The organism is Marinomonas sp. KMM3893, from assembly GCF_004352855.1.
GTDB classification, from domain to species: Bacteria; Pseudomonadota; Gammaproteobacteria; order Pseudomonadales; family Marinomonadaceae; genus Marinomonas; species Marinomonas arenicola.
This window is the reverse complement of sequence record NZ_SJSC01000004.1, coordinates 147,518-163,718: the sequence shown is the minus strand read 5'-3', so window position 1 is coordinate 163,718 and position 16,201 is coordinate 147,518. Positions and strand designations below refer to the sequence as shown.

Annotated in this window: 17 protein-coding genes; 2 read left to right on the top strand and 15 right to left on the bottom strand. The window is 47.7% G+C overall.

What is annotated here, in order from left to right; translation table 11 throughout:
- Positions 1-226 precede the first annotated feature (226 nt).
- The 3 genes from E0D71_RS11635 to E0D71_RS11625 form a co-directional block, all read right to left on the bottom strand.
- Positions 227-1,336, bottom strand: a complete 1,110-nt coding sequence (locus tag E0D71_RS11635) for an HNH endonuclease (RefSeq protein ID WP_207923386.1) — start codon at positions 1,334-1,336, stop codon at positions 227-229.
- Positions 1,337-1,344: 8 nt separating this feature from the next.
- Positions 1,345-1,947 carry a class I SAM-dependent methyltransferase gene (locus E0D71_RS11630; RefSeq protein WP_207923385.1) on the bottom strand — a complete coding sequence of 201 codons (603 nt, stop codon included), beginning with the start codon at positions 1,945-1,947 and terminating at the stop codon, positions 1,345-1,347.
- Positions 1,948-2,201: 254 nt separating this feature from the next.
- Positions 2,202-3,029 carry a polyphosphate kinase gene (locus E0D71_RS11625; RefSeq protein ID WP_133003477.1) on the bottom strand — a complete coding sequence of 276 codons (828 nt, stop codon included), beginning with the start codon at positions 3,027-3,029 and terminating at the stop codon, positions 2,202-2,204.
- Positions 3,030-3,252: 223 nt separating this feature from the next.
- On the opposite strand from E0D71_RS11625, the gene E0D71_RS11620 reads away from it, so the two are divergent.
- On the top strand, positions 3,253-3,501 hold the full coding sequence (locus E0D71_RS11620; RefSeq protein WP_133003476.1) for a hypothetical protein: 249 nt from the start codon (positions 3,253-3,255) through the stop codon (positions 3,499-3,501).
- 201 nt (positions 3,502-3,702) lie between these two features.
- On the opposite strand, the gene E0D71_RS11615 is transcribed toward E0D71_RS11620, so the two are convergent.
- From E0D71_RS11615 to E0D71_RS11590, 6 genes are all read right to left on the bottom strand, one after another.
- Positions 3,703-5,112 carry an ATP-binding cassette domain-containing protein gene (locus E0D71_RS11615; protein WP_133003475.1) on the bottom strand — a complete coding sequence of 470 codons (1,410 nt, stop codon included), beginning with the start codon at positions 5,110-5,112 and terminating at the stop codon, positions 3,703-3,705.
- Entirely contained in the window at positions 5,096-5,896 is an 801-nt protein-coding gene (locus E0D71_RS11610; protein ID WP_133003474.1) for an ABC transporter permease, read from the bottom strand. Before E0D71_RS11610 ends, E0D71_RS11615 begins: the two co-directional genes overlap by 17 nt.
- Positions 5,893-6,825 (bottom strand): ABC transporter permease, encoded by a 933-nt coding sequence (locus E0D71_RS11605; RefSeq protein WP_133003473.1) that lies wholly within the window; start codon positions 6,823-6,825, stop codon positions 5,893-5,895. The genes E0D71_RS11610 and E0D71_RS11605 overlap by 4 nt, the downstream gene beginning before the upstream one ends.
- A complete protein-coding gene (locus E0D71_RS11600; RefSeq protein ID WP_133003472.1) occupies positions 6,809-8,410 on the bottom strand; it encodes an ABC transporter substrate-binding protein in 1,602 nt (533 codons plus the stop codon). The genes E0D71_RS11605 and E0D71_RS11600 overlap by 17 nt, the downstream gene beginning before the upstream one ends.
- A 92-nt stretch (positions 8,411-8,502) precedes the next feature.
- Positions 8,503-8,802, bottom strand: a complete 300-nt coding sequence (locus tag E0D71_RS11595) for a DUF2607 family protein (protein WP_133003471.1) — start codon at positions 8,800-8,802, stop codon at positions 8,503-8,505.
- 204 nt (positions 8,803-9,006) lie between these two features.
- On the bottom strand, positions 9,007-9,915 hold the full coding sequence (locus E0D71_RS11590; RefSeq protein WP_133003470.1) for a LysR family transcriptional regulator: 909 nt from the start codon (positions 9,913-9,915) through the stop codon (positions 9,007-9,009).
- Between the two features lie 196 nt (positions 9,916-10,111).
- Here E0D71_RS11590 and E0D71_RS11585 point away from each other — a divergent pair, with 196 nt between their 5' ends.
- A complete protein-coding gene (locus E0D71_RS11585) occupies positions 10,112-10,714 on the top strand; it encodes a nitroreductase family protein (protein WP_133003469.1) in 603 nt (200 codons plus the stop codon).
- A 76-nt stretch (positions 10,715-10,790) separates the two neighbouring features.
- Here E0D71_RS11585 and E0D71_RS11580 read toward each other — a convergent pair whose 3' ends face one another.
- From E0D71_RS11580 to E0D71_RS11555, 6 genes are all read right to left on the bottom strand, one after another.
- Positions 10,791-11,543, bottom strand: coding sequence for a M15 family metallopeptidase (locus tag E0D71_RS11580; protein WP_133003468.1), 753 nt, complete (start codon positions 11,541-11,543; stop codon positions 10,791-10,793).
- Position 11,544: 1 nt separating this feature from the next.
- Positions 11,545-12,822: a TRAP transporter large permease gene (locus E0D71_RS11575; RefSeq protein WP_133003467.1), complete on the bottom strand. Its 1,278-nt coding sequence runs from the start codon at positions 12,820-12,822 to the stop codon at positions 11,545-11,547.
- The gene (locus E0D71_RS11570) at positions 12,816-13,304 is read right to left on the bottom strand and encodes a TRAP transporter small permease (protein ID WP_133003466.1); all 489 of its coding nucleotides are present in this window, start codon (positions 13,302-13,304) and stop codon (positions 12,816-12,818) included. The genes E0D71_RS11575 and E0D71_RS11570 overlap by 7 nt, the downstream gene beginning before the upstream one ends.
- Positions 13,305-13,347: 43 nt before the next feature.
- Positions 13,348-14,382 carry a TRAP transporter substrate-binding protein DctP gene (dctP, locus tag E0D71_RS11565; RefSeq protein WP_133003465.1) on the bottom strand — a complete coding sequence of 345 codons (1,035 nt, stop codon included), beginning with the start codon at positions 14,380-14,382 and terminating at the stop codon, positions 13,348-13,350.
- A gap of 228 nt (positions 14,383-14,610) precedes the next feature.
- Positions 14,611-15,525, bottom strand: coding sequence for a LysR family transcriptional regulator (locus E0D71_RS11560; protein WP_133003464.1), 915 nt, complete (start codon positions 15,523-15,525; stop codon positions 14,611-14,613).
- Positions 15,526-15,897: 372 nt separating this feature from the next.
- Complete coding sequence (locus E0D71_RS11555; protein WP_133003463.1) at positions 15,898-16,200, bottom strand: hypothetical protein; 303 nt, start codon at positions 16,198-16,200, stop codon at positions 15,898-15,900.
- Between the last annotated feature and the right edge of the window lies 1 nt (position 16,201).

Genomic DNA, 16,201 nt, shown 5'->3' with positions numbered 1-16,201 from the left:
CACAACATGATCCTCAGGTGCGCCGTGGTAATACAAAGCTAAAACTGCAACAACCTGCCGACAGCCGCCCCTTGGTTTTCGCCAGCAGCCAAGCAAACTCGAATAGAGTTTTTAAAAATTCATTCGCATCTCAAACAAAACCATATAAAAACTTACATCTAAAGAATGACTTAAAAATTAAACTTTGCGCTCTTCGGGTGAGCAAGATCTACGTCTACGATATGACCTAAACCTCATACCCAGCAGGTTCTTCTGCCACTAATCCAACCAGCTCACGTTCTTGTTGCACTGCCACTGCTTCTTCAAATTCATTTATTCCAAGCCAGAGTTTGGCGTTACTGGATTCCGCGACCTGATACGCCCAGTTGCTAACGGCGAGTGAGGTGTCTACATCGCAATGAAAATAGTCACTAAGTTCATTGCTGATGATTTGGTTATGAGTCACTAGGTTCTGTTCTTGCCAACGGGTGCGGTGCATTGGCGCAGCAAGAAAGTCACGCTTGTTGTTATTGCAGGTACGATGAGCGGCAACAAAGTTGTGACCAAGGTCGTTGGCGTAGCGGGAAAAAGGAATAAAGTGATCCACTTCTACGTCGCTTTTCATTGGTTTTCGGCAGTAAAAGCATTGATTGGCTTGCAGATCGATCAATACAGGTTTGGCTTTCGTTAGAGCGTTACGATCCACGCCAAATAGAAACTCTTGTAGCTGGCTTTGGCGGCCGATTAACACTTGGTTGTGTTTAATACTTTGGATTTTTTGCAACCATGCGTTTCTCGCAAGATAGACAACAAGATCGTAAAAGCGACGAAAGCACTGGGCAATGCCAGTATTCAAAACGATGCTTTTCGGCTCTTTGCCCACACCAAAAAGTTCATGAGGGTATAAAAAGCATTCTTCTTGTCTGGCGAGTATTTGCAAACGCCACAGCGGGCCTGTTTTTAGTGTGCTCATTGCCGCGCTAAAAGCGGCTTTATAGTGCGGGCTTTGCTTGAGCTGTCGCATGGTGCGTATGTTGTTTTGTTGGCACTCAAACAACACGCTAATCACTTTGGATTGCGCGCCTGTGTTCTGTTTTAGCAATGCGCTCTCCCCTGTATGCTCCGCTGAAAACGGCATGGCGTGATGCCAATACAGAGTGAGGAGTTTATCCGCCAATGTCGGTAAGCTAATGGCGAGCTTGCCTTGCTCTATGAAGGGCGATGGCGTCGATAACGACGTTTGTTCTACGCAAACATCAGCAATGGCGTGCAACAGAGCAAACTTGTACGTCGCACTAAAATCCCCTTCCACCAGCATGCGCTGTATATAAGCGATAAAGTCGAGTTGCTGCTGCATGGCGCCCATCATCGTTCTGGCACCGCTTTGATCAAGGCATTTAACCAAGATTCGCTTTCTCGACCAGGGCGCTGATCGGCACTTTGCCAATGCTTTATTAGGTTTAGCTGCGGGCACGCATCGATCAAACTGGTTAAAGCAGTTTCGTTTAAATCAGTAAATTCGCGGCCATTATCGACACGCTCTGTCGTTCCGTATTTAAACGACACATATAAGACGCCATTTGGCTTTAAGGCGTTTTGCAGTCTGATAAAGACGTTAGGGAGTTCGTTTTTCGGTACGTGGAGTAAGCTGGCGCAACACCAGATGCCATCGTATTGATTGACTCTGTTCAGTTGTTGAAAAGTGCTTACTTCGACGGTTTGTTGCAGATATTGGCTGGCTAAGGCCGCCAGCTCTTCGCTGGCGTCAAAGGCGCTCACGGTAAAACCTTGTTGCTTGAAATAGGCGGCATCACGGGCGGAGCCACAACCAGCGTCTAAGATGTGGCCGTTTGGGGTAATCGTCGGCAAAAATTCACGATACAAGGCCGACATATCAACGCGTATGGTTGAGTCGGTGAAGTCTTGTGCATTTTGATTGTAAAACGTAAGGGTAGTATTCGACTGCAAACTGACCGCTCCTTGGTTCACTTTTCTAGGCCAGCATTTAGGCCCTATTTCACTTAAACCGTCATCATCACAGCATTGTCTTGTGAATCAACGTCTTCCTTGTCGCAATATCGTGTTTGTTACTATCGCATATCAATGCTTTGTTGTAGACAGGAAATAGCCTAAAAAATGTCACAAAATAAGTAAAACTGCCTGTTTCGACGTTGGCGACTCTTGTCTACCGATGCAAACAAAACAAAGCCTATTCAGAGACGTTAGGGCTTTTCGCCTGTTTTATTCAATTCTTCATTCACCAGTTTAACCAACGCTGGGTCGATGGGCGGTAAGGTTAAATCCACGTCTTTTTCCAACCCTTCTACCACGGCGGTTAAAAACTGCACCCGTGCGAACCATTTATAATTCCCAGCAATTAGCGTCCACGGGCGATCCACCTCTGAGGTGTAAGCAAACATGTCGTTGATGGCGACTTCGTACTCTGACCATTTTTCCCGATTACGAATGTCTTCGTCGGTGAGTTTCCAGCGTTTTTTCGGGTTACTTAATCGTGCCGCAAAGCGTGTGAGTTGCTCTTGTTTATCGATGTGGACAAACAGCTTGATGATCCTTACACCGTCGTCGCTTAGCATTCGCTCAAATTCGTTTATTTCTTGGTAGGCTCTTTGCCATTCTTGTTCGGTGGCGAATTGTTCGATGCGCTCCACCAGCACTCGCCCATAATAGGAGCGATCGAAAATGGCGATGTTGCCAGGCGCCGGCAAGCGCGATTGAAAGCGATACAAGTAGTGCTTACCCTGCTCAGACGCGGTCGGTGCAGCAATCGGAAACACAGTGTAACCACGAGGGTCAAGCCGCTCGGTTAAGCGCCTAATGGCACCGCCTTTTCCGCTTGCGTCCCAGCCTTCGACACAAATAATCGCCCTCAAGCCTTGGTGATAATAAGCTTGTTGCACGGCGAGCATGCGTTTTTGCAAATGCTTGAGTGCCTTTTTATAGTGCTTTTTGCTGACAAAGCATTGCGAGAGATCCACCTCGCTAAGGCTAGGCGGTGTTGGCTCTAATCGAATTTTGGATGGTGTAAACATCGTACTGCCCTATTAAATAACGCCTGAATAGAACCACTAGAGTCCCCCATTGATTTCCAAAACACAAATCAAATAGGCCCAGTGCCGTCTGCCTCACGCCCTTGTTGCCGCCTGATTAGTTCGTTTGGGAGGTTTATGTTTTCGGTCACTCTCTATAAAATAGCGGCATTCTATCTGTAACCTCGTTGCTTCGTTGCGAAGCACAAAGACAAAGAGTTTTAACATGAATGACGATCAGGAAGTAATCACCAATTTAGTCGAACTTGAGCGTTTTCTACTGAGTGTAGAAACCGGCGCCCTTGGTTTGGAAGGCGTTGCTGGGGTAGGCATGGCCACCAATAATTCAGACGGCCGCCACTTTGTTGCTGTCTTTGATGAGCAGCAAAAATTGCTTTTGGCCCGCTGGATCAGCGTTGAAGTCTTTGAAACCGGTAAAGACTTGGTGCGCTACGGCACTCGCCTTAAGCACTAATCCGCCTTTTATTGCGCAGCTGCATACGGTTAACGTGACCGATTACGCTTCTGCCTTTGTTGCCTTGCACTATACAATGACCGTGATGAACCAAGATTCACCACGGTCATTCTGCTTTTAGCCCCCCTTTCACTAACCTCTTTCGTTAGCCTCGTTCGTTAACCTCACGCGTGCTTGTTATGCGCGTTTTTAACTCAGCGACTAAGCAACATTCGTTTGCTTTTGCTGATCCAACCGGATCACTGTGTCGCAACATTTGTCGATCAGCGCTGGGTCATGGCTGACGATCAATAAGGCACAGCCCTGCTCCCTTGCGAGCGCAATAAGCAACTCGGTGATTTCTTTGGCGATAAAGGGGTCCAAGCGTGAGGTTGGCTCGTCAGCAAACAAAAACACCGGCTCCAACAATAAAGCCCGTAAGATCGAAAATCGCTGCAATTCACCGCCAGACACGTCTTTGGCAGAGCGCTGTAAGATAGACTCAGGCAGATTTAGCTTTTTCATTAACGGCGCTATTTTCTTGGTATCCAGCTTGTGCAGTTTCACCAAGTCGTTCAACAAGGTTTGCAGCGTCACATGGGCGCTTAAGCTCGATGGTGGATCTTGAAACAACTTCAACCACTGGTGCGGCTTGGTGCCCTCTAGCAAGGGGGTTATCGCGCCTTTCAGCGGTGGCAACAAGCCTAAGAGCGTGTCACCAAAGGTGCTTTTACCACAGCCACTGTCGCCCACAACACCTATAATTTCACCGCCATGACAAGTTAAATTCAAGCCAGACGACAAGACATTTTTGCCACGCCCTATGGTCAAATCCGACACTTGCAAAATGGCGCTGCGCTCGGCCACAGGAGCAGGTTCTAGCTGCCAATATTCTGGCGCTGCATAGATCAGCTCCTTGGTGTACTCAGCCTGTGGATTGGTTAACACAGACTCGGCGCTGCCCGCTTCTATCATGTCGCCATCTTTAATCACCAAGATGTCGCCACCCAATTGTTCCGCCACATCGATGTCATGGGTAATGGTCAGCAAGCTGCCCCCTTGGGCGCTTTTTTTCAGCAATTGGATGATGTCATCGCGACGACTGCTGTCTAGCCCTTTGGTTGGCTCGTCGGCAATCAGCAAATTAGCGCCCCCAGCGGTGGCACTGGCAATCGCCAAACGCTGAGCCATGCCACCAGACAATTCGGTCGGGCGCTTCAAAGCACTGTCTTTTAGGCCGAGATGATCTAAATCGGCGATGGCGTGATGAAACGCCGTCTCGCCATCTTCGCCCTTCACTGACTCGTACACTTCTGATACTTGCTGGTAATTTGCCATCAGCGGGTCAAGGGAATGCCAGGGCTCTTGGGGCAACATGGTGATGCTTTTGCCCCACAAGCTAGAGCGAGACTGAGCCACCACGGGTTTACCAAACACCTCCACCACACCGCTGGCGTCTAGCCCCTTAGGCAATAGACCCATGATGGCCTTGGCGACCAAGGTTTTGCCTGAGCCGGTTTGCCCAAGAATGGTTAACGGACGGCCTTTTTCAACGCTAAAAGACACCTTATTGACCAAGCATTTTTCTTGGTAATGGATGGTTAACTCTTGGACCTTAATGAGCGCTGTCATGTTTATTTCCTGCTAGAAGGTGAAAGCCAAAAACCAAGGTCGCAATCGCGAGCAATGGCTGCACGAGAATCCACGGTGCTTGAGCATAATAGGGAAACAGCTCGACACTCATCAGACCCAGCTCTGCCAACGGCGGCTGAATGCCCACATAAACAAAGCCAAGTGACGCCATGGTTAAGATCGCATTGGCGCCGCCAAACGAGGCAAGGGTCAAAATAGAATGGGTCAGCTCTGGCCAAATATGACGGCGGAACTGATACCAAGGACCAAAGCCCATCATCTCAGAAAGCTGACGTGCTGGGCTGTTGATAATGGTATGGGTAATCGCCCGCGACACACGAAAGTACTCAACCCACTGGGTTAAGGTGATCGCCAAATACAGCACCAGCAAAGAGCCTGGCACGATAGCGGCAAACAGCAGCACCAAGACCAAGCCTGGCAATGCCAACAAGATATTTACGATCACGTCCATACCTTGCGCCAAACGACCGCCCTTCCATGCGGTGATCACACCCAAAGACACGCCTAATGTGGCCGAGGTCAGCACGCAGAAAAAGCTCAATACAAACGACAACTGAATCGCACTGGCGATGCGCGTTAGCATGTCACGACCAAAGTGGTCCGTGCCTAACCAATGCTCGGCACTGGGGGCTAATAATCGGCCCGATAAGTCTTGATCGGCAATGTGGTAAGGAGACCATTGCACAATGCCGCTTGCGACCAATAACAAGCCAAGTAACAAGCCCACCCCTATTTTTTGGTTGATGTTAAGTTGTGCCATCATGCTTGGGCTCCTCTTGGGTCAATCCAGTGACAAAGTAAATCCACACAGGTATTGAGCAACACAAACAAGACTCCCATCATCAGGGCACAACCTTGGATCACAGGAATATCACGGGCAAAGATGGCGTGCGCCAAACCATGGCCAATACCCGGCCACGAAAACAAAGATTCGATCATCACAATGCCTTCAATAACCGTCACCAATTGAATGCCGATAAAGACAATGACAGGGACAGAAATATTACGAATGCCATGCTGAACAAAGGTTTGTGACGGTGACAAGCCTTTGATCGCAGCAAATTGATAAAACGGCGCGCGAATGACTTTTAGTGTGTTGTTGCGCACCACTCGGTTAGACACAGCGGCAAGGCTCAAGGCCAGCGCCACGGTCGGCAGCACCAAATGTTGCCAAGTACCAAAGCCTGCGACGGGCAAGATCGGCCAAGCCACTGCGAAGACCAAAATCAGCATAAGGCCGATGACAAACACTGGCATGGAGCGCAGCAAGGTCGATAACCACAAAAAGCTGTGGTCTAGCGTGCCTTGGCGAAACGCCGACAACACACCGACGAGAATCGCGATCAAGGACGCAAGCAGCACACTGGTAAAGGCCAACAACACAGAATGACCCAATTGGTGTTGGACGGTTTCGATCACCGGCAAGCCACTGACCAAGGAGGCCCCTAGGTTAAATTGCATTAAATCCACAAGCCAATGGAGGTAACTTTGCCACCAGCTGGCGTCCAGTCCTAACTCTTGGCGCACCAGTTCGGCGGCGTCAGAATCCACACTGTCTTGACCGTAGCGGCTCGCGGCGATGCGATAGGCCATGTCCCCTGGCAGGCTGCGCATCAACACAAAGGTCAATGTGCCGACACCCCAGACAACCAATATCAATTGAAAAATTCGGTGTTTAATGAGCGTCCACATGGTCGACCAGCTCCATCTTGTTAATAAAGTAATCACGTAGGAAAGGGTCAAATTGATAGCCCTTTATCCGCGTATTGACCGCGTTATGCTGTTGGTAATTGGCCACAGAAATCACCGGCTTTTCCTGATAGATCGCGGTGGCCACAAGCTGTGCATCGCGCTTAGCTTGCACAGGGTCGCTTTGGGTAGTAAGCCGCTCTAGCGCTTGATCCACTTGTGTGCTGTGCCAGTTCATCGCCCCCCAATCGCCACCACCTTGGGTGTATTCGTTGGCGATCAAGGACACAGGGTCAGCAATAACGCCTAAGTTTCGAGCGATTAACGCCACTTCTAGGGTGTTGTCCGCATGGCGTGATGGAATCATACTGGAGTTGGTGACATCGACTTTTAGATCCACCCCAAGGCGCTTCCATTGGTCTTGCAATGCGGTAGAAACCGTCGTCAGTTCTGGTCGATCCGCGTAGGTGGTCAAGGTTAATTGAAAACGCTTGCCGTCTCGGACCAGCCAACCTTGGTCGTCTTTTTGCCAACCTAATCCAGCCAATAAACTGGCCGCTTTTTCTAGGCTGTAGTTTTCCTGTGGCTGATCTAAGTACCAAGCGCCCATAGAAGACGCAAAGATCTGATCGCTGGCCGCTTCCGCCACATGCAAAACTTGCTCAGCAATGGCAGGACGATTGATCGCCAAACTCAAGGCTTGGCGCGCTTCTACAGAACCTAAAAATGGATGACCTGCATTCAGTTTTAGCAACAAGGTTCTTGGAATTGCGTCGGAATGGACCACCACGTTATCGGCGCGGCTTAATTGCTCAAGCATGGCGGCGTCTAGGGTATACACTATGTCCGCTTCGCCAGATTTGGCTTGCAAAATACGGCTTTCAGCACGGTGCCCCGTCAGATACTGAGCATACTCAATGCTTGGCTTCACTCCCCAGTAAGTTGGGTTGGCTTTTACCGTCAGCTTGTGCGGCGGCGCAAAGGTATCCAGTTGATAGGCGCCTGAGCCAATTAAACGGCTGACAACGCCTTCTTGGTTGTAGGCACTTGGTGCCAGAATCGCCGTGGAGTAATGGGCCAATAACGCAGGCAATACGGTGTGCGGCTGGCTTAATACCATCTCGACTTGTTGTGGGTTTTTCACGCGTATTGCTTTGATCGGCGCTTTCTTCAGCACACCATGTTTGCCCTGAGCAATGCGTAATGCACTGACAACGGCGCTGGCATTCAGTGGCGAACCATCTTGAAATAGCACATTTGGCTGTAGCGTTAGGGTCCAGGTTTTTTCATCGGCGCTGCTTTGCCAAGTCCGCGCAAGGCCCGGAATAAGCGCGCCTTTCGTGTCTACGTTTAGCAAGGTTTCCAATATATTCATACGCGTATAAATATACCCTTGCTTAGAGGGCTCAAGGCTGGTGAACTCCCATGGGCCGCTGATCGCCAAGGTATTGGAGCGCGTTTGGTTGTTGCTGGTCGCTTGACCAAATAAAACAAACATCAGGCACAAAACAAGACCCACACCGCCTGTTAATGCGGCTTTTATCCGCGTTTTTCGACGGCGAATTGCAGCGTAAGACAATTCTGTCATTCGGTTTCTCTTCTAAAGTAATCATCAAATAGACAGACGCATCCTGATCATGGCCCCCATAAGAGCCAATTTCAGCATGGTCAATTTTCTTGTTAATAAAGGTTAGGAAAAGAACGAAATAGCGGCGGGGCCCGAGCGCGAGACGTTAGGGCAACAAAAGTAAAGAAGGAAACAAACAGAGGAATACTGCGCTGGGGAGATGGATACACCACAGGCCAGACAAATTCAGTAGCAGGCAGCCACTGTTGAGAAAAATGAAACAACTCACATTGATGGTGCTGGTGATGAACCTCATCTGGGTCCGTATCGTGTGCGCTCGATATAAAACCAAGCGCAAGCACCAATAAAACGCAGCAGATAATCTGACTCAATGTAGGTTGCTTTTGTGGCATGCGTTAGCTTGGAGACCGTATCAATAAAGTTCGTCAAAAGTGATTGTTTTTAAAGTGTTTATGGCGATGCCAAACAAGAAAAGTCGACCCCAAAAACAATTTGTTACTTTATAACATAACTGGACATTTAAAGAAATACACATCGCCAGAGCAAAGCCACCTCATAGCGACTTTTGCTGCGCTCAAAGCACAGTCGACGCTTTGTTATTGCTTATCCCAATAGGGGTGATCTCCGCCCAGTCTATCGACAATAAAATCAAGAAACACACGAACCTTAGTCGGCAAATAACGGCGTTCAGGGAAAACCGCATACAATGTTTGCAGCGGTAGATCATAATCCGTCAGCAAGGGGACTAACTTCCCTGACGCAATGTCTTTACCCACAATGAAGGTCGGGATCTTAGCGACGCCTAGTCCTGCTAACACGGCTTGCTGCAAGGCTTCGCTGTTATTAACCTGGTAGTTACCACGGATTTTGACTTTAACAGGCTCGGATTCACCCAGTAATGTCCATTCACTGCCACCGCTAAAATACGAATAATGGATGCAATTATGTTTGAGTAAATCGTCAGGTGTCAGCGGAAGCGGGTTCTTTGCTAAGTAGTCAGGAGACGCACAAATCACACTGCGACAGGGCGCCAAACGCCTGGCGATTAGGCTGGAATCTTGTAAGTTTCCCGCTCGGATAGCCAAGTCAAAACCGCCTTCTACCAAATCAAACACCTTGTCGTCCATGACCATGTTGAGCTCAATGTCTGGGTACAGGGCAAGAAAGTCTGCGACCAAAGGCGCGATGTGTAAGCGGCCAAATGACATTGGCGTATTGATCTTAAGTAAGCCTTTTGGCTTTCCTTGCAACTGAGTGACGGAATCAATCCCCTCGCTGGCAGCGCTAAAGGCTTTAAAAGCGTATTCCGCATAACGCTCCCCTGCTTCGGTCAAACTCAATCGTCTTGTGGTTCTGTGTATTAATTGCACGCCGAGTTTAGTTTCTAACTCTCGTATCCGCTTGCTCACAGCAGACTTGCTAGTTCCTAGCCGTATCGCCGCCTGAGAAAAGCTGCCATGTTCCACCACGGCCACAAACACAGGTATTGCCGAAAAAGTTTCCATTCCACTCACCACTGTCAACTAAAACTCAACAATGAGTTTCCGACATCCCCACTTATCAGTCAACCAGAAAGCCTTTACAGTCACGTTCGTAAAGCACGGCCTCGCTGACAGCCAAGCAAACAATTTATCAAGCAATCTATTAGTCATCTATTAGTCATCTATCAAGCAAACAACAGATCAAAATTAAGGGGAAATTATGAAGGTTTTTCAGGCTATTGAGCAACGTAGAGCGGTTAAGCACTATCAAAAAGAGAGCAAAATGCCAGCAGAAGATTTCGATAAAATAATGTCGGCAGCCATACTCTCTCCTACCTCTTACAATATTCAACACTGGCGCTTTATTCGAGTCACAGACCAACTGCACAGACATAAAATGAAAGACGCAGCCTGGGGGCAAGCACAAGTAGCGGACGCGGCTGAATTGATCGTTTTATGTGCCGATGTTAATGCTTGGAGCGACAGACCAGAACGTTATGTCGCTAATAGCCCACAAGAAAGTCAAGATATATTGCTGCCCATGATGCACGCTTTTTATGCTGGAAAAGAGCAAATTCAACGCGATGAAGCCATGCGTTCATGTGGCATTGTTGCTCAAACCATCATGCTAGCGGCCAAAGGATTGGATTACGACAGTTGCCCAATGGTTGGCTTTGATAGAGAAGAAGTAGCGCGCTTAATTCGCTTACCCAAGGGGTACGTCATCGCCATGATGATTGCCATCGGCAAAGCAGAAAAAGCCGCCTACCCGCGCGGCGGTCAACTATTACTGGAAGAGGTGTTATCTGAAAACCATTTTTAATCTCGTTACCAAAAGAGATTAAAAATATGGAAAGTCAGCAATAGAGTCACAGATCGACTCTATTGCTTTTTTGCGACTAGATAAACTTGTTGTCTAAAATCTCACTTTCCCATTGTTTGATGATGTCTCTTGGGCGTGTCACGCCATACTGAGCGTGCGAAGCCTTGGTTCGATACGCCCACAGTTGATTGCCGAAATCATAATGCCACCACTCGCTCGGCAGGTTGGTAAAGCCCACTTCGCTCATTGCATGGTAGAGAATACGACGATTTTCTTGCGCCTCACGGTTCGTATAATCCTCATTCTCTAGCGCATCGGTCCATGACAAGGTATTGGCCTCGTCGAAGTGTGTCCCCATGTCTAAAAAACGCCCCATGTCATCACATAGGGTGACGTCGACAGAGCCGCCCGTAATATGCGGGCTTGGCGCCTTTATATCACTGCTCGGCGGCGACACAAGACGCTTTGCCTTCTCATGCAAATACGGCTCTGAATGATCCGGAAACGACTTTTTAAGGATATTAATGAGCGTATCAAAAAGGTGCTGCTGAACCGAGAAAGGTCGCCAGCCATCAAGCACCACCAGCCTCTTCCCTTCGGGGATCAGCTTGACGACTTGATGAAGCTTTTCAAACACACTCTCCCTAACAAAGCACTCAGACATGGCGTTTGCTATGCCCATTTTGGCGTAAAAGGGGTAAGTCACTAATTGACTCGATGTGCTTAATGGAATTAATGCCTCGCCATTGTCAACAATCTCAATGGCTTTGTATTCACTCCAAGAGAATTCACCGCACTTAGAGATGGGTAATTGCTGAAGGCTCTTCATATTATTTAAAAACACCAGGTAAAAATAAAGTTAAGTCTGGAAAGCAAATCACGAGAACTTGAGCGCAAATAGCCACCAACACAAACGGCCAGATACTCTTAAACATTTCAGTAATGTCTATTTTACTCACCGCCGCTGCGACAAAGACGCACGCGCCCATGGGTGGGGTAATCAGAGCAATCGTTATATTGATGGTGATCACTACGCCAAGGTGTATTGGGTCGACGCCTGACGCGATGGCCACCGGAAAAAAGACCGGCGTCAACAACATCAAGGCAGACACTTCTTCCATCAGCATGCCAATAAAGAAGGTGAGCAAGCTCAGGATCAGTAAAACGGCCGTTGGGTTGTTTTTAAACGGTTCTAAGTATTCCGCCAATTGCGCGGGCAGCTGGGCATAAGCAAGCAACCAACTGATCACAGAAGACGCCGCGATAATGACAAAAATGGTGCCAGTCAAAATGGCCGTATCCGCTAGGGAATCAAACAGTTTGCGCCAATTAAGCGTGCGGTTTAGCACCCCTAAAATGATCGCATAAGCCACGATTAAGGCGCCTGATTCTGTCGGTGTTACAAAGCCAAAGACAATACTGGAGACAATAATAAAAGGCGCAATCAAGGCCGGTGCCGAATACCAAAAAGCTTGGATAATGCCTTTAAAAGTGGCACGCTCATGCTGACTCTGTATGCCGACTTTGCGCACGTATAAATAGTTCATCACTAAAAACGCACTGCCCAGTAACAAGCCTGGGATCACCCCTGCAAGAAACAAATCACCAACCGATGTATTGGTTAAAGAAGCGTACAAAATCATAAAGATGCTGGGCGGAATAATCGGCCCGATCAAGGAACTGGCGGCAGTTAACCCTGCGGCATAGTTCGTGGCATAGCCTTCTTTTTTCATCGCCGGGACAAGCAATGAGCCTAACGCCGACGTATCTGCCACCGCTGAACCATTCACCCCTGCAAAGAACACACTGGAGATGACGTTTACATAACCCAAGCCCCCTCGTAAATGCCCTACCAAAGAGTTGGCTAGACGAATCAATTGTGAGGTTAGCCCCGAGGTGTTCATCAGGTTACCGGCAAAAATAAACAGCGGGATGGCCATTAATGCAAATGAGTCAATTCCACCAAAAAACTGTTGTGGGATCATTCGATAAGCCAATGAAAAATCCACAAAAACAAAACCGATTAACGCGGCGAGTAATAAGCAAATAAATAAGGGAACACCGAGCAGAATATTTACTAAAAAAGTGCCAATGATTGCAGCTAACATACTTCTTTCCTTAATGAACCTTTCTCAGGAAAAGGCCCTTTAATCAACACCATGACGAACAAAGCGGTAAAGCCAATAGGCACGGACAACAAGGGAATGGTTTTGCTTATGCCCAGCCCCATGGTGGAGAATTTGCCTAAAGAAAGGGAGTAACGTGCGCTAACATAAACAAAGAAACAGGACACGCCCAGAATGACCAACCATTGGTACATCTGAATGACGGAGCGCAATTTTGAGTTAACCGTCTGCTCTAAAAAGGCGACCTTCATATGGCGCGAATCCATATAGGCGCACGACATGGCTAAGAGGACGCTAGCGATGATGGCGTAGCGGGAAAGTTCATCGGACCAAATGGGAGAATGATTTAAAATGTAACGGGTAAACACGCTATACAAGATCAGCAACACGTTGAAAGCGAGAATACTGGCTGAGAGCAACAACATCGCTTTGTATAGGGTCATTCGAATACGTTGTAGTGTCATAAGAGCCTCAAAGAGGCGCCCGAAGGCGCCAAATTAAACAAGATTACTTTTCAAAACCAGCATCTTTCAGCGCTAGATCCACCCATTTTTGGTCAATCCCTTCTTCTTCCAACCATTTGAAGTAAGAAGGTTGGCCGACTTTACGGAACGCTTCTAACTCTTCCGCGGTTGGCTGATACACCTGAACACCTTTTTCTTTCAGGTAAGCAATACGCTCGTCTACCTTACTTTCAACCGAGACTCGGTTGATGTCGTTGGCTTCTTTTACCGCCGCTAACAAGGCTTCTTTGTCTTTTTTCGATAGGCTTTTTAGAAGCTCATCGTTACCAACTAGGAATTGATCCGAATATTGAATGTTCGCCAGCGTCATGTACTTTTGAACTTCAAACAAACTGCCCAAAATGATGTACATAGGCGGGTTCATTTGACCATCGGCAACGCCTGTTTTCAGCGCTAGATACACTTCTGTCCACGGGATTGGGGTGCCTGAGGCGCCAAAGGCGTTGTAAAGGGCAACCTGACTTTTGTCCATTGCTCGAAAGCGCAAACCGTCGAAGTCGGCAGGCGATTTGATCGGACGCTGATTGTTTGTAAATGCAAGGAACCCCCCCTCTTCCACAACCGCCATCAAATGACCATTGGTGCGCTCATAGAAGCTTTTTTGCACGGCTTTCCAATATTCACCTTGGTCAAAAAACGTGTGTGCTTGAGCAAAGTCATCAAACAAGAAAGGCGTCGCGCTGACAAAAATCTCTGGGAACAAAGGGGAAATACCACCAAAGGACGCAATGTTTAAACTTGGTGTATTCAGCACCTGCTCCATGCGTTCATCTTCGTCGCCCAGCATACTGTTTGGGTAAAGTTTAATTTTAAGGTCGCCATTGGTTTTCTCAGCAACGAACTTTTGTAGGTTGGTCGCGAATAAATGCACGGCATTTTTATCAGCATCTGGCGCGCCGTTGTAACTTAGGTTGATGGTTTGAGCACTCACAGAGAAGGATAGCGTCGTTAGCGCGGCGCCTAACGCCAATGTTTTCACTAAACGATTGTTACCCAACATTTTGTTCATAATGTTCATGTTACGTTCCTTTATAGTTTTATGATTTCAGAGCCTTTTTACATTTTTTATTATCTTGTTTCTACATCCAACAAACTAAACTTGACTTGTTGACATCACAAGTGACAAAGCGTTGATATTAAGTCAACAGGGTAAAAATAAAGACACCAAATTGCCATTTCCTAGTGTGACTATTGTCGGTGTTCGTTGTTTAGTAAGCCTGTTTTACCGCGCTCGTTTGCCAAAACGTCAGCGGTGCGCTAGAAAGGTCATGGTTTCAGACAGGTGATCCAATAATGCCTGCGCCGCCAGCGTTAGCTCTCGGCCTTCGACACTTAGCACGCGAACCTTTGCTTGAGGAAAAATGCTATTCACTATGGGAACCACCACAATACGCCCCTGTTTAATTTCTTCTGACACCGTCATTCTTGGCATAAAAGTAATGCCCAAGCCTGACATGACAAAACTTTTCAAGGCGGCGACTGAGTTGGTTCGTAAGCTGGGTGATAATTTCAGATGGTTTACTTCTTCTGCAAGGGTAACAAGCCTTCCCATACCAGTTGATTTATCAATCAGCGCAATGGGATAGTCCGCAACCGAGGCAAAGGTTACTGGTGTCTTTCGCTGTGTCAGCTCATGCCCTGGTGGCACGATAAGCTCTAATGGGTGGTCGGTTTCTAGGTGGCAATGCAACTTAGGGTGGTTAACCGATGCATAGGTTAAAGCAAAATCAATATGCTCTTCTTGCAGTAAATTCACCGCGTCTTGTGCGCCCGCCATTTCGACTGTCAGCTGAATGTCTTTGTGTTTTTTTAGAAACGACTGCAAGGGCGATGAAATGAGATCACTAATAATGCCTTCTGCAACGGCAATACGTACCTCCCCTGTGCGCAGGTTCAGTAAATCGTCCAGCCTTGATAACGTGGCCTGCTCACTGGCGCACATTTTTCGATAATATTGCAGTAATTCATCCCCAGCGGGGGTTATCGGATTGCGATTATTGGTTCTATCCCAAATCGGCAGCTGCAAGTTGTCCTCTAACTGAGACAACAAACGGCTCACCGCCGAAGGGTCTACATTTAAACGACTGGCGGCTTTACGTAAGGTTTTATAACGAGCGATGGCATTTAAATATTCGAGTGCACGCGGAGGTAGTTTATGCATTAGTCACCACTAGATCATAGAATTAAGCGTGGGATGAGCATACACCGTCATTATTTTTAGTAAACAATGACTTGTCGATTAAAGTAAGACACAAAAAAAATATCGAGTGTTATTTCACAAAAGAAATCATAAATACCCGTTCCTTTTTGCAACACCCTCTTATTACTTCCTATCTATATCAAACGTCATTTTGGTTGTTTTATTGTAAGAGTCAACTGGCTTTATTTGGCTATTCAATTGTGACCATTTATATCTCGGTCACTATAAAGATCAAGATAGAATGGGGATTAACATGAGGCCCGCGATAGAAAGCTCACCGAGTCGGTGATGTTAGGCACAACTTTCTCGATGAGCATCGCTTTGTTAACTGGCTTAAGCGCGGAGGTAAGCCCACCCCTTCGCTTGCTGATGAGCAAGGTACTGAACCGCTGCATCGACTTGCTTAACGCCTTCTTGAGCAGAAAGTGATTGCGCTTGAAGGCTATTACGACAAAGCACCAAGCGGCTTAAAATATCTTCGTCAGTCAGGGTAACCGCCAATGCGGCAGCTGGGCCATTTACGACGATTTCCACTTGGGCGTCGGATTCCAATTTAAGCAAGTTGCGAGCATTATTCTGAGCTCGCTTCAGAGCATCCACTGTGGGTGCATGAATCAATAACTGAGTAACAGCCATG

Excerpts from the sequence above, each read along its gene's own strand:
- E0D71_RS11635 (WP_207923386.1), bottom strand. The coding sequence starts at position 1,336 with ATGCAGCAGCAACTCGACTTTATCGCTTATATACAGCGCATGCTGGTG.
- E0D71_RS11625 (WP_133003477.1), bottom strand. The coding sequence starts at position 3,029 with ATGTTTACACCATCCAAAATTCGATTAGAGCCAACACCGCCTAGCCTT.
- E0D71_RS11620 (WP_133003476.1), top strand. The coding sequence starts at position 3,253 with ATGAATGACGATCAGGAAGTAATCACCAATTTAGTCGAACTTGAGCGT.
- E0D71_RS11615 (WP_133003475.1), bottom strand. The coding sequence starts at position 5,112 with ATGACAGCGCTCATTAAGGTCCAAGAGTTAACCATCCATTACCAAGAA.
- E0D71_RS11610 (WP_133003474.1), bottom strand. The coding sequence starts at position 5,896 with ATGATGGCACAACTTAACATCAACCAAAAAATAGGGGTGGGCTTGTTA.
- E0D71_RS11605 (WP_133003473.1), bottom strand. The coding sequence starts at position 6,825 with ATGTGGACGCTCATTAAACACCGAATTTTTCAATTGATATTGGTTGTC.
- E0D71_RS11600 (WP_133003472.1), bottom strand. The coding sequence starts at position 8,410 with ATGACAGAATTGTCTTACGCTGCAATTCGCCGTCGAAAAACGCGGATA.
- E0D71_RS11595 (WP_133003471.1), bottom strand. The coding sequence starts at position 8,802 with ATGCCACAAAAGCAACCTACATTGAGTCAGATTATCTGCTGCGTTTTA.
- E0D71_RS11590 (WP_133003470.1), bottom strand. The coding sequence starts at position 9,915 with ATGGAAACTTTTTCGGCAATACCTGTGTTTGTGGCCGTGGTGGAACAT.
- E0D71_RS11585 (WP_133003469.1), top strand. The coding sequence starts at position 10,112 with ATGAAGGTTTTTCAGGCTATTGAGCAACGTAGAGCGGTTAAGCACTAT.
- E0D71_RS11580 (WP_133003468.1), bottom strand. The coding sequence starts at position 11,543 with ATGAAGAGCCTTCAGCAATTACCCATCTCTAAGTGCGGTGAATTCTCT.
- E0D71_RS11575 (WP_133003467.1), bottom strand. The coding sequence starts at position 12,822 with ATGTTAGCTGCAATCATTGGCACTTTTTTAGTAAATATTCTGCTCGGT.
- E0D71_RS11570 (WP_133003466.1), bottom strand. The coding sequence starts at position 13,304 with ATGACACTACAACGTATTCGAATGACCCTATACAAAGCGATGTTGTTG.
- dctP (WP_133003465.1), bottom strand. The coding sequence starts at position 14,382 with ATGAACATTATGAACAAAATGTTGGGTAACAATCGTTTAGTGAAAACA.
- E0D71_RS11560 (WP_133003464.1), bottom strand. The coding sequence starts at position 15,525 with ATGCATAAACTACCTCCGCGTGCACTCGAATATTTAAATGCCATCGCT.
- E0D71_RS11555 (WP_133003463.1), bottom strand. The coding sequence starts at position 16,200 with ATGGCTGTTACTCAGTTATTGATTCATGCACCCACAGTGGATGCTCTG.